General features: G+C 73.2%; 13 protein-coding genes. 7 read left to right on the forward strand and 6 right to left on the reverse strand.

The window, feature by feature from the left end; translation table 11 throughout:
* Positions 1-36 precede the first annotated feature (36 nt).
* From ACFV57_RS38595 to ACFV57_RS38605, 3 genes are read left to right on the forward strand one after another with little or no spacing between them, the layout of a single operon-like run.
* Complete coding sequence (locus tag ACFV57_RS38595) at positions 37-885, forward strand: triose-phosphate isomerase family protein (RefSeq protein WP_385242575.1); 849 nt, start codon at positions 37-39, stop codon at positions 883-885.
* A 10-nt stretch (positions 886-895) separates the two neighbouring features.
* Positions 896-1,366 carry an RpiB/LacA/LacB family sugar-phosphate isomerase gene (locus ACFV57_RS38600; protein ID WP_385242578.1) on the forward strand — a complete coding sequence of 157 codons (471 nt, stop codon included), beginning with the start codon at positions 896-898 and terminating at the stop codon, positions 1,364-1,366.
* A 47-nt stretch (positions 1,367-1,413) separates the two neighbouring features.
* Positions 1,414-2,415, forward strand: a complete 1,002-nt coding sequence (locus ACFV57_RS38605) for a zinc-dependent alcohol dehydrogenase family protein (protein ID WP_385242581.1) — start codon at positions 1,414-1,416, stop codon at positions 2,413-2,415.
* A 74-nt stretch (positions 2,416-2,489) separates the two neighbouring features.
* Here the strand turns inward: ACFV57_RS38605 and ACFV57_RS38610 are convergent, their stop codons facing one another.
* Positions 2,490-3,416, reverse strand: coding sequence for an SDR family oxidoreductase (locus tag ACFV57_RS38610; RefSeq protein WP_385242584.1), 927 nt, complete (start codon positions 3,414-3,416; stop codon positions 2,490-2,492).
* Positions 3,417-3,626: 210 nt separating this feature from the next.
* Here ACFV57_RS38610 and ACFV57_RS38615 point away from each other — a divergent pair, with 210 nt between their 5' ends.
* Complete coding sequence (locus ACFV57_RS38615; protein WP_385242587.1) at positions 3,627-4,529, forward strand: LysR family transcriptional regulator; 903 nt, start codon at positions 3,627-3,629, stop codon at positions 4,527-4,529.
* Positions 4,530-4,602: 73 nt separating this feature from the next.
* The gene (locus tag ACFV57_RS38620) at positions 4,603-5,763 is read left to right on the forward strand and encodes an acyl-CoA dehydrogenase family protein (protein ID WP_385242590.1); all 1,161 of its coding nucleotides are present in this window, start codon (positions 4,603-4,605) and stop codon (positions 5,761-5,763) included.
* Positions 5,764-5,805: 42 nt separating this feature from the next.
* On the opposite strand, the gene ACFV57_RS38625 is transcribed toward ACFV57_RS38620, so the two are convergent.
* Both ACFV57_RS38625 and ACFV57_RS38630 read right to left on the reverse strand, forming a co-directional pair.
* Complete coding sequence (locus ACFV57_RS38625; protein ID WP_385242593.1) at positions 5,806-7,710, reverse strand: protein-arginine deiminase domain-containing protein; 1,905 nt, start codon at positions 7,708-7,710, stop codon at positions 5,806-5,808.
* 164 nt (positions 7,711-7,874) lie between these two features.
* Positions 7,875-9,425, reverse strand: a complete 1,551-nt coding sequence (locus ACFV57_RS38630) for an AMP-binding protein (RefSeq protein ID WP_385242596.1) — start codon at positions 9,423-9,425, stop codon at positions 7,875-7,877.
* 286 nt (positions 9,426-9,711) lie between these two features.
* On the opposite strand from ACFV57_RS38630, the gene ACFV57_RS38635 reads away from it, so the two are divergent.
* On the forward strand, positions 9,712-10,335 hold the full coding sequence (locus ACFV57_RS38635; protein ID WP_385242598.1) for a TIGR03086 family metal-binding protein: 624 nt from the start codon (positions 9,712-9,714) through the stop codon (positions 10,333-10,335).
* 86 nt (positions 10,336-10,421) lie between these two features.
* Here the strand turns inward: ACFV57_RS38635 and ACFV57_RS38640 are convergent, their stop codons facing one another.
* Together ACFV57_RS38640 and ACFV57_RS38645 are read right to left on the reverse strand one after the other, a co-directional pair.
* A complete protein-coding gene (locus ACFV57_RS38640; protein ID WP_385242601.1) occupies positions 10,422-10,592 on the reverse strand; it encodes a hypothetical protein in 171 nt (56 codons plus the stop codon).
* Positions 10,593-11,006: 414 nt separating this feature from the next.
* Entirely contained in the window at positions 11,007-11,882 is an 876-nt protein-coding gene (locus tag ACFV57_RS38645; RefSeq protein WP_385242604.1) for an Fpg/Nei family DNA glycosylase, read from the reverse strand.
* A 95-nt stretch (positions 11,883-11,977) separates the two neighbouring features.
* On the opposite strand from ACFV57_RS38645, the gene ACFV57_RS38650 reads away from it, so the two are divergent.
* Entirely contained in the window at positions 11,978-13,399 is a 1,422-nt protein-coding gene (locus ACFV57_RS38650; protein WP_385242606.1) for a lipase maturation factor family protein, read from the forward strand.
* On the opposite strand, the gene ACFV57_RS38655 is transcribed toward ACFV57_RS38650, so the two are convergent.
* Positions 13,296-14,381, reverse strand: a complete 1,086-nt coding sequence (locus ACFV57_RS38655; protein WP_385242646.1) for a tetratricopeptide repeat protein — start codon at positions 14,379-14,381, stop codon at positions 13,296-13,298. The genes ACFV57_RS38650 and ACFV57_RS38655 overlap by 104 nt on opposite strands.
* Positions 14,382-14,384: the final 3 nt, after the last annotated feature.

Raw genomic sequence — 14,384 nt, forward strand, 5'->3', positions numbered from 1 at the left:
TCTTACTTCCCCACTTCTTTTAGTGTTTGTCGCATATTGAACGGGGTTCGCTCTGTTCGGTGGCCTCCCTGGGGGCGGCGGCCCCCGGGGTCGTGGGGGCGCGGGGGGCCGGGCCGCCGCCCGGTCGTCGGCGTATCGCTGAAGCTCTACTTCGGACTGGCCGCGACCAGGAAGTGGCTCGCGGACGTGGCCGCGCTCCAGGACGCCCTGGCCGCACTGCCCCGGCCCGTCGACCTGTTCGTCCTGCCGTCCTTCCCCGCCCTGTCCGACGCCCGCGACCTGCTGGCCGGCACGGACGTCGGGTACGGAGCCCAGGACGTCCACTGGGCCGAGACCGGCGCCTGGACCGGCGAGGTCTCCGCCGGGATGCTCGCCGAGGCGGGCGCCCGGTACGTCGAGGTCGGGCATGCGGAGCGGCGCCGCCACTTCGGCGAGACGGACGCGACCGTCGCCGCCAAGACCGGCGCCGCCACCCGGGCCGGGCTGGTGCCCGTCATCTGCGCGGGCGAGCGGCACGACGACGGTGTCGCGCGGGCCGTCGAGGAGACGCTGATCCAGGTACGGGCCGCCCTCGGCGGCGCGGAGCCCGGCAGCGAGGTGATCGTCGCCTATGAGCCGGTCTGGGCGATCGGCGCCCGCGAACCGGCACCCGCGCAGCACGTACGGGCGGTGGCCTCGGCCATCGGCACCTGCCTGCGCGACCACGACGTACGCGGCCGGGTCATCTACGGCGGCACCGCCGGACCCGGCACGTTCGCCCGCCTCTCCGGCAGCGTCGACGGCCTGTTCCTGGGCCGGCTCGCGCACGACACCGCGAACCTGCGCCAGGTCCTCGAAGAAGTCGCCGCGGCCACCACCCCCGCCCCGCTTCCCCTTTGCCCCTAGGGAGTTCACCGTGACGTACCGCATCGCCCTCGGCGCCGACGACGCCGCGATCGCCATGAAGGACGCGATGGCCGCGTACCTCACCGAACGCGGCCACCAGGTCACCGACCTGAGCGCCGCGGACGGCGAGGACTACCCGGACGTCGCGGAGCGGGTCGCGCGCAGCGTCGCGCGCGGCGAGCACGAGCGCGCCGTCCTGGTCTGCGGCACCGGCATCGGCATGGCCATCGCCGCCAACAAGGTGCCCGGCATCCGGGCCGCCCAGATCCCGGACAGCTACAGCGCGCAGCGCGCCCGCAAGTCCAACGACGCGCAGATCGCCTGCTTCGGCAGCCGCACCATGGGCGTCGAGGCCGCCCTGGTGTGCCTGGAGCACTGGCTGGTCTCCGACTTCGCCGGAGGCGGCTCCGCGCCCAAGGTGGAGAAGATCAGGCAGGTCGAGTCGCGCAACCTGATATCCCCCGGCGCGCCCGCGGCCTGAGCCCCGTCCCTCCGCTTCCCCTCCCCCTCTGAAAGGCGGTCACGACCATGCGCGCAGTTGTCATCGAGGAGCCGAACAAGCTGTCCGTCAGCCAGGTCCCGGACCCGGTGCCCGGCCCGGACGACGTGGTCGTCAAGGTCACCGCCGCCGGGCTGTGCGGGACCGACGTGCACATGCTGGCGGGCGAGTTCGGGCCGACGCGGTACCCGGTCATCCCCGGGCACGAGTTCTCCGGCGAGATCGTGGCGGTGGGCTCCGCGGTGACCGGCTTCGCCGAGGGCGACGCCGTCGCGGCGGACCCGGCCGTCTACTGCGGTACGTGCCACTTCTGTTCCATCGGCCACGGCAACCTCTGCGAGAAGTGGGGCACCATCGGCATCACGGTGGACGGCGCCGCCGCCGAGTACGTCAAGGTCCCGGCCGGCAACTGCTACCGCCTCCCCGAGACCGTCGCGCTCCAGCACGCCCCGCTGATCGAGCCGCTGTCCACCATCCTGCGCGGCTTCGACATCGTCGGCCCCAAGCTGGGCGACCACTTCCTGATCTACGGCGCGGGCACCATGGGTCTGCTCTACCTCCAGGTCGCGCAGCGGGCCGGCGCCGCCTCGGTCTCGGTGGTCGACATCAACGAGGAGCGGCTGACGGTCGCCCGCCAACTGGGCGCCGACGCGGTCGCCACCAGCGCGGACGCCCTGGCCGCCGACCACCCCCTCGGCTGGCAGGTGGTCACCGACTGCACCGGCAACGTACGGGCCATCGAGGACGGCCTGACCCGGCCGATCCGCGGCGGCACGTTCCAGCAGTTCGGCTGCGCGCCCGACCAGGAGATGGCGCGGTTCTCGCCGTTCCGGATCTACAACGACGAGATCCGCATCGTCGGCAGCATGGCGATCCTGCACACATACGGCCGGGCGGTCGAGATGCTGGGCAAGGGCGTCATCGACTGCGAAACCATGATCACGCACCGCTTCGGGCTGGACCAGTACGCCGAGGCGCTCAAGACCTTCGAACTGGGCACCGGCCGCAAGCTGCAGATCGTCCCGAGCTGACCGGTGGACGGTGGCGAGGGCGGCGCCGACCGGCCCGGTCGGCGCCGCCCGGCCCGGTACGACCGCCCCGGCCCTCAGAAGATGCTCGTCCGCCCCGTGAAGTAGTGCCCCGCTTCGAGGTCCTGGAGCAGGGTCGGGTGTGCGGGGTCCCAGCCCAGCAGCTTGCGGGTCAGGGTGCTCGACGTGGGGTTGTCGATCGGCACCATGCCCGCGAGGAAGCCGAAGTGTGCCGCCGCCTCCCCCGCGGGAATGCCGGCGGCCGGCACGCCCAGGTGGCGGCCGATGGTTTCGGCGATGTCGCGGAACGGCACGGCCTCCTCGGCGACGCCGTGCAGGACCGAGCCGGCCGGGGCGGCTTCCAGCGCCAGCCGGAACAGGCGGGCCGCGTCGCGGCGGTGCACGGCCGGCCAGCGGTTGGAGCCGTCGCCGAGGTAGGCCGAGACGCCCTTCGCGCGGGCGGAGTCGATCAGCAGCGGGACGAAGCCCCGGTCGCCCTCGCCGTGCACGGACGGCGCGAGCCGTATGACCGAGGCGCGCACGCCGCGCCCGGCCAGTTCCATGGCCGCGTTCTCCGACACGAGCCGGGGGCTGTCCGTCCCGGGCTCGGGCCTGATCTCCTCGGTTGCGGTGCGGCCCGGCGCCAGCCCGGCGACCGGCAGCGTTCCCAAGGTGACGACGAGGGGTTTGCCGGTGCCTTCGAGCGCCTTCCCGAGCGTCTCGACGGCACGCAGGTCCAGCTCGGCGGCTTCCGCGAAGGCCGCGCGGTCCGAGAAGTCGTGGCAGTAGGCGAGGTGGATGACGCCGTCCGCCGCGACGGCCCCGTCGTGCAGGCTGCCGGGGTCGTCCAGGGAGCCCCGGTGCGCCTGCGCGCCCGCCGCCGTCAGCGTCGCGGCGGCCGTGTCCGAGCGGGCCAGGCCGACGACCGTGTGCCCGGCTTCGAGGAGGTCCCGGACGACCGCGGACCCGATGAATCCGGTCGCTCCGGTGACGAATACGCGCATGGTTGAGATCCTCCTGTGAAAGGCGAAAGGGGGTGCGGACCCGGCGGACGAGGGGCGGCAGGGCGCCCGGCCGGTGCGCTCCCATCGTCCGGGTGAGGACCGCCGCGCGTCCAAAGCCTCTTCCGTATGGGGACATGCGGTGTGAGCATCACTGCTGGCCGGGTCGGCCGTCCGGCTCGACTCCCCGGCTGATCGGACTACGCTTCGGACATGTCCGACTCAGCTTCCGCACCGGACCTCGATCTGCGGCTCGTGCGCTATTTCACGGCCGTCGCCGAACACCGGAACTTCGGCCGGGCGGCCGAGGCCCTGCGCATCACCCAGCCGTCCCTGAGCCGGCAGATCCGCCGCCTCGAACAGCAGCTGGGCGCGCGTCTGCTGGACCGCACCCCGCGGGGCAGCAGGCTGACCGAGGCGGGCGAGGTCTTTCTGCCCCGTGCCGAGGCGCTGCTGCGCTCCGCCGCGCAGGCCGTGGCCGGCGTCCGCGCCGCCTCCGCCCCGTCCCGGATCACCGTCGGCTACAGCACGGGCGTCATCGTCACGCCTGCCGTACGCGACCTGCGCCTCCGGCATCCGGACGCCGAGGTGCACAGCCAGTTCGTGGCCTGCACCGATATCCGCACGGCGCTGCTCGACCACCAGGTGGACGCGCTGGTGGCCCGAGCGCCGTTCCCCACCGACCGGCTGCACGTGTCGGTCCTGTACGACGAGCCCCGGGTGCTGCTCGTACCCGTCGGCCACCGCCTCGCGGGCAAGGAGTCCGTCACCCTCGACGACATCGCCGACGAGCCGCTGCCCCGCCTGCGGCAGGCCGACGCGGCCTGGAACGCCTACTGGCGCGTCGATCCCCGGCCCGACGGGCGCCCCGCGCCCGACGGTCCCTTCATCGACGCCCTGGAGGAGAAGTTCGAACTCATCGCCGCCGGTGAGGCCGTGGCCGTCGCGGCCGGCGCGCGCGCCGCCACGATGCGTCCGGACGTCACCACCGTTCCCCTGCACGGCGTCGAACCGAGCCGCGTCCTGCTGGCGACTCGCGCCGGCGACAGCGGCCGCCTGGTCGCGGCGTTCCGCGAGTCGGCCCGCGCCCGTCTCACCGGACCCGTCCCGGCCTGACGGAGGGGCGCCCTCTCGCCACGGGTAGGTGCAGCACACACGGAGCACCGTCCCCGCTGAAGGAGGCCGCACCATGTCCGGCTACGACCCGCTCGGCCCCGAGGAACGCGCCATCGTCGACGTCGTACGCGACTTCGTGGACCGCGATGTGCGGCCCGTGGCACGGGAGTGGGAGCACGCCGACCGCTACCCGGCGGAACTCGTCGACCGGATGAAGCAGCTCGGCGTCTTCGGTCTCGCGGTACCCGCCCCGCACGGCGCCGCCGTCTCCACGCCCTGCTTCGCCCTGGTCACCGAGGAACTGGCCCGCGGCTGGATGAGCCTGGCGGGCACCATGGGCGGCCATACGGTCGTGTGCGCGCTGCTCGTCCGGTACGGGACGCCGCGGCAGCGTGCGCACTGGCTGCCGCGGCTGGCCACCGGGGAGGTGCGGGCCGCGATGGCGCTCACCGAGCCGGGCGGCGGCTCAGACCTCCAGGCGCTGCGCACGACCGCCCGCCGCGCCGCCGACGGCTCGTACACCGTGGACGGGGCCAAGACCTGGATCACCAACGCCCGCCGGGCCGGGCTGATCGCGCTGCTGGTGAAGACCGACCCGGCGGCCGATCCCCCGCACCGCGGCATGTCCGTCCTGCTCGCCGAGCACGGCCCCGGTCTGACCGTCTCCCGTGATCTGCCCAAGCTGGGCTACAAGGGCGTGGAGAGCTGTGAACTGTCCTTCGACGGCTTCCGGGTGCCCGGTGACGCGCTGCTCGGCGGCCAGGAGGGGCGGGGCTTCGGGCAGATGATGCGCGGGCTGGAAATCGGCCGCATCCAGGTCGCCGCGCGGGCGGTGGGGGTGGGACGGGCCGCCTTCGAGGACTCCGTACGCCACGCCCGGCAGCGGGAGAGCTTCGGCCGGCCGATCTGGCAGCACCAGGCGGTCGGCGGCCTCCTGGCGGACATGGCCACGTCGCTGACGGCGGCGCGCCAGCTGGTGCTGCACGCGGCGCGTACGTACGACAGCGGGCAGCGCGCCGACCTGGAGGCGGGCATGGCGAAACTGTTCGCCTCCGAGACCGCGATGCGTATCGCGCTGGACGCGGTGCGGGTGCACGGCGGGTACGGCTACTCCACCGAGTTCGACGTGGAGCGGTACTTCCGCGACGCGCCGCTGATGATCGTCGGCGAGGGGACCAACGAGATCCAGAAGGACGTGATCGTACGGCAGATGATGCGGCGCGGCGGGGTGTGACGGTGGGGCGGGGCGCCCCGGCCGCGCGGCGCCCCGCCTTCCTCAGCCGGCCGGAGGTGTCCACCAGGGCCGGGACGTGTCGCGCAGGGTGTTGGTGCCGCAGTGCACTTCGCCGCCGCCGGCGTGGTACGTGTGGAAGTCGTCGATGTAGGAGACCCGCAGCCCGGCCCGCCGGTAGGCGCCGGTCACCGCCTCGGCGAAGACGTCCTTGCCGTCGATGACCGGGCCCCACTGCCGGGGTGCCAGGTAGCGGTCCGGGCCGAGCAGGACGCCGTTGACGGCGCCGGGGATGTAGGCGCCGGTCTCGGTGGTGCTCCGCGCCGTGGCGCCGAGGCCCTCGCGCTGACCGTGTTCGACTGCCGCCGGCGGCGCGTCCCGGCCCATCCGCCGCAGCCGGGGCACCCGTACTCCTTCCTGGTTGGTCGCGCTTCCGCGGGTGAACAGGGCCGGGACGCGGACCACCTCGGCGTCGGTCACCCCGGTGGCGCGCTTGAGCAACTCCAGGTTGGCCCTGATCCGCCGGGAGGCCAGAGCGTTGTCGGCCCGCAGGGTCCCGGACGCCAGCGCCTGCGCGATGGTCTCCTTCGGTGCGGGCGACTGCGGGGCGTCGGGCGCGGAGAACACCCGCCGCGCGCCGTGGCCCGCGGCCTCGGCGTCGCGGAGGATCGCCATGCCCGCCTCGGGGTCGGCGAGGCCGATCTTCCAGCCGCGCGCGGTGGTGGCGGGAAGGAACTGTACGAACTCGTCGACGTGGCCCACGGCCAGCCACGAGGTGTCGAGCAGCAGCGGATTCTGGACCCCCTGCGCCTCCAGCAGCTTGCGCACCGCCTCGGCGGGCTTGGCCCCGCTGTCCTTCCGCTCGCCCATGATGATCCGCCCGGCGGGGAAGGCCCTGCCCTGGTGGGTGTACGGGGGAATGGTCTCCAGGTTGCCCATGGAGTCCAGCGACGGGTCGGCGGAGGGCTCGGCGCCCCACAGCTGCACGACGCCGACGCCCGGACCGCGCATCTTCTCGAACAGCTGCCGGCCCGCTTCCCGGAGGTCCTGGGCCGAGCGCAGCATGATGCGCAGGGACCGCGGCTTCCCGCCGGGTCCCGGCATGCTCGCGTACGCGGGCTCGACGAAGTCCTGGGCCCATACGTCGTCGTACTTCGTGAACTTCACCGGCGGTTCGGTGATGCCCGCCCGCTCGGCCTCCACCTCCAGTCGGCGGACGAACTCGCGCTGCGCGACCTCGTACGCGCTGTTGCCCGGCAGCTGTGTCACCAGCAGCTGCCGAGCCCGCTGCAAGTGGTGGTGCGTCAGCAGCGGTGCGACGCGCAGCGCCACCCGGTCGCTGCTGCGTGTGCCGCCGGACGAGATGGCGAAGTCGATGTGCGCGGTGCCGTCCCACCGGGCCCGGTCCCGTACGACGTCCCTGCCTTCGAGGCCCAGCTCGACGCCCTTGCGCAGCTCGGCGGCGGACAGCCGGGTGGCGGAGGTGACCGGTTCCCAGCCCGCCGGGCGCTTGACGAACAGGCGCACGTGACGCGCCCCGGAAGCGATCCGGACCGTGCCCGTCGTCCCGTCGGCGGCGTTCGGTACGGGGACCGTGCGCAGCCGCGCGAGGTCCTTCTCGTCCTCCGCGCCGTTGACCTTCTCGTCGGACGCGTCGTTGCAGCGGTCCAACTCCGCTGGGGGCAGCGGCTTTCCGTCGGTGCCGGTGGTGCGGCAGCGCCGGGCGTCGTCGTCGATGTTGGGGAGGAAGACCGCGCCGCGGGCCGGTGTCCACCGGTCCTCGCCGGCTTCGTCAAAGTGCCCGGTGACGTCCACCACGCCGTCGCGGTCGACGTCGGCCCGTAAGTCGGCCCATACGGGCGGGGGTTGCGCCACGACGGGCGCCGCGGGAAGGAGCACCGCCCCCGTCAGCGCCGTCGCCACGACAGTGCGTCTCAGTCTCGTACTCACCTTACGTCCCTTCTCGGTCCGATCCGGTTGACCGGGAAGAGGGAGCACGTGATCCGCGGGTTGCCTGCGCTTTGCCGATCTTTTCCGCCATCGTGGTGAACGGGGCGGGCCCGGCACCGGCGTACGGTTTGCGGCGACTTGGCCCCGCCGCCGGCACAGCCGGGTCAGATCGTGCGGTCGCGCCCGGCCCAGTACGGGATGCGCAGCCTCCGCTTGAACAGCTTGCCGGATTCGTCGCGGGGCAGGCTGTCCTCGAAGACCACCGTTCTGGGGACCTTGTACGAGGCGAGCCGGTCGGCGACCTGGGCCCGTACGTCCTCGGTGGTGAGCGCGGCGCCCGGTTCGGGCTCGACGTGGGCGGCGAGGACCTCGCCGAACTCCTCGTCGGGGATGCCGAACACGGCCACGTCGCGCACCCCGTCGAGGGCGAGCAGGCAGCCCTCGATCTCGGCCGGACAGATGTTGACGCCGCCGGAGATGACCATGTCGTTGCGGCGGTCGCTGAGGTAGAGGTAGCCGTCGGCGTCGAGGTGGCCGATGTCGCCGATCGTGACGTAGCCGGGCAGCCGCTCGGCCTCCATCGCCGCGCGTTTGACGGGGTCACCGAGATAGGTGAACTGCGGCCAGGTGTCGGACGGCCTGATGTAGACCTCACCGGTCCGGCCGGTGGGCAGCTGCGTCCCGTCGGGGCCCAGGACCACCACCGAGCAGGTCCCCTCGGCGCGGCCGACCGTGCCGGGGTGCGCCAGCCACTCCTGGCTGTCGCACCAGGTCACGGCGCCGGTCTCGCTGCCGCCGTAGTACTCGCGCAGCACCGGGCCCAGCCAGTCGATCATCGCGTGCTTGATGTGCGGCGGACAGGGCGCGGCGGCGTGCACGACCGAGGTGAGCGAGGACAGGTCGTAGCGCTCGCGGACCTCCTTGGGCAGCCGCAGCAGCCGTACGAACATGGTCGGGACCACCTGTGCCTGCTGGATGCGGTGGCGCTCGACGAGCCGCAGGAACTCCTCGGCGTCGAAGCGCGGCATCAGGGTGATGTCCAGGCCGCCGGCCACGGCGAGGACGGCGTGCTGGCTGGGTGAGGCGTGGTAGAGCGGCGCGGGGATCAGGGTACGGCCACCGGGGCGCACCGCGAAGTACTCGAAGAACTTGGCCACGGCGTCCGCGAGTTGTTCCTCGCCGACGGGATCGCGCAGCACTCCCTTGGGCCGTCCGGTGGTGCCCGAGCTGTAGATGACGGTGGACGGCCGGCGGGCGGCCGCCTCGGCGAGCGGCGGGTGGCCGGCCAGCCAGGGGTCCAGGAGGGGATGCCCGCCGGCCACGGGCGGCGGCGGGAAGCCGCAGGCCGCGGCGGTGCCCTCGGGTACCGGGACCTCGATGAGGCGGGCCCGCGCGGGAAGCGCGGCCGCGACTCCCGGCAGCAGGTCGGTGTGTGCGAAGACGACCTTGCTGTCGCTGTCGCCGAGCACATGGCGCAGTTCGTCGTGCCGGAAGTGCCAGTTGACGGGTACGGCCGAGGCGCCCAGCCGGGCCGCCCCGGCGGCGATCTCCAGGTACGCGGGCTCGTTGCGCATCACGATCGCGATCCGCTCCCCGGGTTCGACGCCCAGCGCGCGCAGCCCGGAGGCGATGCGCGCGGACCGTTCGTGGAAGTCGGGATAGCTGCGCTCGACTCCGGCGCAGCGGATGGCGGGGGGCGTGGCGGCGACGTCCATGCAGCCTCCAGACGGTTGCGGCTCGGGGTCATTGAACAGGCGGTTCCGCTGTCCCGCCAGGGTGCTGACATGCCGTCAGTACGGAATCGGGACAGGGGGGCGGTGCGGGAAAGGCGCCGGTGGTCCGGGGGCGCCCGGCCGCTGTCCGGTGCGGGAGGTCCGAGGCGCGGGCCTGCCAGGCATGGACATGACCGACCCCGTGGCCATCCGTCCCGCGTCATCCCTCGCGCGCGTACCGTGCGTCGCGTCGTGGTGGTCGCCGTACCCGCTCCTATCCTCGGTGGACATGAGCCAACACGAAAAGGACAGGAACGGTTCCGATTCGGGCGGGACGGAGGACCACGACCGGCTCCTGCGCCGGCACGGCGAGGCCATCGCGCTGTTCGGCAGCCGGGTCCACCGGGTGCGCGACGACCAGTGGGACGCCCCGACGCCGTGCGACGCGTGGTCGGTGCGGGATCTGGTCGGCCACCTGACGGTGGAACAGCTGTGGGTGCCCCGGCTGGTGCGGGACGGCGCAACGATCGAGGAGGTCGGGGACGCGTACGACGGCGATCAGCTCGGCGACGACCCGGCCGGCGCGTGGGACCGGGCGGCGGTGGCCGCGGTGGCGGCCTTCTCCGAGCCGGGCGCGCTGGACCGTACGGTCCACCTGTCGTCCGGGACCGGCACGGCCGACGCGTACTGCTCGCAGATGATGATGGACGCGGTGGTCCACTCCTGGGACCTGTCGCGGGCGATCGGCGCCGACGAGAACCTGCCGCCGGAGCTGGCGGGCGCCGCGCTGCGCGAGGTCGGGCCGTACGCGGACGAACTCGCGGGCACGCCGATGTTCGCCGATCCCGTGACGCCGCCGTCCGGCGCCGACGACCTCACCCGGCTGCTGTGCCTGCTCGGCCGCCAACCGTGACCCCGCCGGCGCCGGAACCCGGCGTCGGCGGGCCGGTGTCCGCGGGCCTCGGCGGCCTGCGGACGCACCGGCCGGCGCCAGGACCGTCAGTCGATGCCGCGGAAGATATGGGGCTCGGCGGGATCGTCGTCACAGCCCGCGACCCTGACCGGGACACAGCGGCCCCAGACCTCCAGATTGCGGACTTCCCTGATCCGGCCCGGCCGCTCGCCCCGCTTGGGCCGCGGCTGCTTGCGTTGCGCGTTTTCCAATGCCACCACGCACTCCTTCAATCGAGGGAACACTTCCGACGCGGTGGCGCCTTCGCACAAACCGGGATGTCGGCCAGGGTTTGCGGCGCTTCCCGCGACGGGCCAAGGGTGTTGGCATCTCCCAGACAGGTCGTCCGTCGTCCACCAGATTAACGACCGCGACCGGTGCGCGCTCGACATTTACCAGGTATGCAGCCAAGACGGGGAGAACACCTAGATTCCGCCTGGAGCCGCCCATCGCTGCCGGGCCGGGCCCCGCAGGCCCCGCGGGGCCTGCGGCACGCACCGGCCCCCGACGTCCGGGTGCCTGTCCGGCGTTCACCCGGTTGACGTATGCGAAGCGGTACGCAGGTGACGTACGCGAAGCGGTCGGCAGACCCGCGGCGCCTGGACGGATGTCCGGGGGCGCGCCGACGGCCCCTACTTCAGCAGCCGGGACATCCGCCGGTCGGCCAGCAGCTTGCCCCCGGTCTGGCAGGTGGGGCAGTACTGGAGCGAGGAGTCGCTGAAGGAGACCTCGCGGATGGTGTCGCCGCAGACCGGGCACGGCTCGCCGGTGCGGCCGTGCACCCGCAGACCGGTCTTCTTCTCCTTCTTGAGCTGCCCGGCAGCGACCCCCCTGGACCGTTCCACGGCCTCCGCGAGCGTGTCCCGCAGGGCGGCGTGGAGCCGGGCGGTGTCCTCGGCGCCGAGTCGCGCGGCGGCCTTGAAGGGCGACATCCGTGCCGCGTGCAGGATCTCGTCCGAGTAGGCGTTGCCGATACCGGCCAGCACGCTCTGATCCCGCAGTACGCCCTTGATCTGGCGCCGCTCCCCCTTGAGCAGCGCCGCCAGGGACTCCTCGGTGAAGTCCGCCGCGAGCGGGTCGGGGCCCAGCCGGGCCACACCGGGGACCTGCGCGGGGTCCGTCACGCAGTAGACGGCCAGCCGCTTTTGCGTACCGGCCTCGGTGAGGTCGAAGCCGGGCGCCGGGCCGGTCCCTTCGGCGCCGAGCCGTACGCGCAGCGCCAGCGGCCCTTTGCCGGGCCGCGGCGGGGCCTCGGGCAGGGCGTCCTGCCAGCGCAGCCAGCCGGCGCGGGCCAGATGGACCACCAGGTGCAGGCCGCCGACGGTGAGGTCCAGGAACTTCCCGTGCCGCCCCACCGCCGTGATCGTGCCGCCTTCCAGGGCGGTCAGCGGCGGGTCGTAGGTCTTGAGCACGTTGACGGCGGTCGGCTGGGCGCGCTCCAGGACGCGGCCGACGGCGCGCCCGGCCAGGAATTCCCGCAGGGCTTCGACTTCCGGCAGTTCGGGCATGCCCCCAGCCTGCACGGTGCGGCGGTCCGGTACATCTCGTGCGCGCCGCGTGCCGGACCGGTGGCGAGGTGCCCCCACGGTGCTAGGGATGTCCCGTGGACTGGTTCACGGAGAGCGACGCATGGCTGGGCCGGCTGGTGTTCCAGCGGATGCTGGCCGTGCTGTACCTGGTGGCGTTCGTGGCGGCGGCGCGGCAGTTCCGGGCGCTCATGGGCGCGCGCGGGATGACGCCGGTGCCGGACTTCCTGCGCCGGGCGCCGTTCCGGAAGGCGCCCTCGGTCTTCCAGTGGCGTTACTCGGACCGGTTCTTCGCCCTGTGGTCCTGGGCCGGTGCCGTGCTGGCCGCTGCCGTGGCCGCCGGGGCGGCGGACGCCGTGCCGCAGGCGGCGGCGATGGCGATGTGGGCGGTGCTGTGGGCGATGTACCTCTCGATCGTCAACGTCGGGCAGACCTGGTACGGCTTCGGCTGGGAGTCGCTGCTGCTGGAGACCGGCTTCCTGGCCGTCTTCCTCGGCAACGACGACACGGCGCCGCCGGTGCTCGTGATGTGGCTGCTGCGCTGGCTGCTGTTCCGGGTGGAGTTCGGGGCCGGGCTGATCAAGATGCGCGGCGACCGCTGCTGGCGCGATCTGACCTGCCTGTACTACCACCACGAGACGCAGCCGATGCCGGGCCCGCTGAGCTGGTTCTTCCACCGGCTGCCCAAGCCGCTGCACCGCGTCGAGACCGCCGCCAACCACGTCGCGCAACTGGGTCTGCCGGTGTTGCTGTGCACGCCGCAGCCGGTGGCCACCTGGGCGGCGCTGGGCATCGCCCTGACGCAGCTGTGGCTCGTACTGTCCGGCAACTTCGCCTGGCTGAACTGGCTGACCATCGCCCTGGCGCTGTCCGCCGTGGACGCCTCCCGGCTCGCCGCGCCGCCCGCGTCCGCCCCCGCCCCGGTCTGGTTCGCGGTGCTGACCGTGGCCGTCACCGTCTTCGTGGCCTACCGCAGCTACCGTCCGGTACGCAATCTGCTCTCCCGCCGCCAGCTGATGAACACCTCGTTCGACCCGCTGCACCTGGTCAACTCCTACGGAGCCTTCGGCAGCGTCACCCGCGTACGCCGGGAGATCGTGATCGAGGGCACCGACTCGGCGGTGCCCTCGCCGGACGCGGTCTGGCGGGAGTACGGGTTCCGGGGCAAGCCGGGCGACGTGCGCCGCCTGCCGCGCCCGTACGCGCCGTACCACCTCCGCCTGGACTGGCTGATGTGGTTCGCGGCCCTCTCCCCCGCCTACGCGCGCAGCTGGTTCGGGCCCTTCGTGACGCGCCTGCTGGCGAACGACCCGGACACGCTGCGGCTGCTGCGCCACAACCCGTTCCCGGACGCCCCGCCGAAACTGGTGCGGGCCCGGCTGTTCCAGTACCGCTTCACGACGTGGCGGGAACTGCGGGAGACCGGCGCGTGGTGGCACCGGACGGAGCTGCGGGAGTTCCTGCCGCCGACGGCAGCAGCTCCGCGCGGAACGCGATGACCATGTCGCGGGCGTGCCGCAGCCCGATCCGCCCGAAGTCGCGCTCCAGCTCGTCCAGTTCGGCGAGCGTCTCGTCCTTCGAGCCGCCCATGCGGGAGCGGGACTTGACCAGCCCGAGGCGGGAGAGGGCGGAGCCGCGCGGCTCGTACATCTCGTCGAACTCGCGCAGCGCGCCGGCGTAGACCTCGCAGGCCTCGGCGTAACGCCCCGCGCGGAACAGGACGTTGCCGCGCATCTTGTGGTTGTAGGCCAGGGCGCTCGCCAGGTCCATGGTGCGGCAGATCGTCTCGGCCTCGGTGAGCAGGGACAGGGCCCGCTCCGTGTCGCCCTGGACGGACAGCACGTCGGCGACGCCGCGCAGCGACCAGGCGCGGCCCCGTGCGTCGTCGCCGTCGGCGGCGATCCGCGCGGCCTCCTCGAACAGTTCCAGGGCCTTGGCGTATCCGCCGGTGTTGCGGTGCATCTGCGCGATGCCGGACATCGCCCACACCATGTGGCGGGCCTCGCCGTGCGCCCGTGCCTGTTCGAGCAGTTGCTCGTGCAGGTCGGCGACGGCCGCGTAGTCGCCCTGTATGCGGCCGGTCTCGGCGAGTCCGGCGAGGGAGTAGCCGTGTGCCAGGCGGTCGCCGCCCTCGTCGGCGAAGGCGACGGCCAGGGCCAGCAGCCGGCGGGCGAGCGCGAGGGAGCCGCACTGCCGGGCGAGGGTGCCGCCGCTCCACAGCGCCCAGGACATCGCGCCCAGGTCGCCGGCGGCGCGGGCGCTGCGGTAGCTGTCGTGCCAGGCCGTGCGCGCGTCCGCCACCCGTCCCAGGCGCCGGTTGGCCTCGGCGACGGCGAGCGAGGCGCGGGCCCGCTCCAGGTCCGTGCGGGCGGTGCGGCGTGCGCGGCCCGCCGTGGCGAGCACGTCCTCGTAGGAGGAGTTCACGTTCAGGGCCGCGCCTATCGCGCCTTGGTACTCCGGGGCGAATGCCTTGCCGTACATGTC

The sequence above is a fragment of the Streptomyces sp. NPDC059788 genome (assembly GCF_042732265.1).
Classification (GTDB): Bacteria; Actinomycetota; Actinomycetes; order Streptomycetales; family Streptomycetaceae; genus Streptomyces.

Bases quoted from the DNA above. Each gene is read 5' to 3' on its own strand.
- ACFV57_RS38605 (WP_385242581.1), top strand. From the start codon at position 1,414: ATGCGCGCAGTTGTCATCGAGGAGCCGAACAAGCTGTCCGTCAGCCAG.
- ACFV57_RS38610 (WP_385242584.1), bottom strand. From the start codon at position 3,416: ATGCGCGTATTCGTCACCGGAGCGACCGGATTCATCGGGTCCGCGGTC.
- ACFV57_RS38615 (WP_385242587.1), top strand. From the start codon at position 3,627: ATGTCCGACTCAGCTTCCGCACCGGACCTCGATCTGCGGCTCGTGCGC.
- ACFV57_RS38620 (WP_385242590.1), top strand. From the start codon at position 4,603: ATGTCCGGCTACGACCCGCTCGGCCCCGAGGAACGCGCCATCGTCGAC.
- ACFV57_RS38630 (WP_385242596.1), bottom strand. From the start codon at position 9,425: ATGGACGTCGCCGCCACGCCCCCCGCCATCCGCTGCGCCGGAGTCGAG.
- ACFV57_RS38635 (WP_385242598.1), top strand. From the start codon at position 9,712: ATGAGCCAACACGAAAAGGACAGGAACGGTTCCGATTCGGGCGGGACG.
- ACFV57_RS38645 (WP_385242604.1), bottom strand. From the start codon at position 11,882: ATGCCCGAACTGCCGGAAGTCGAAGCCCTGCGGGAATTCCTGGCCGGG.
- ACFV57_RS38655 (WP_385242646.1), bottom strand. From the start codon at position 14,381: ATGTACGGCAAGGCATTCGCCCCGGAGTACCAAGGCGCGATAGGCGCG.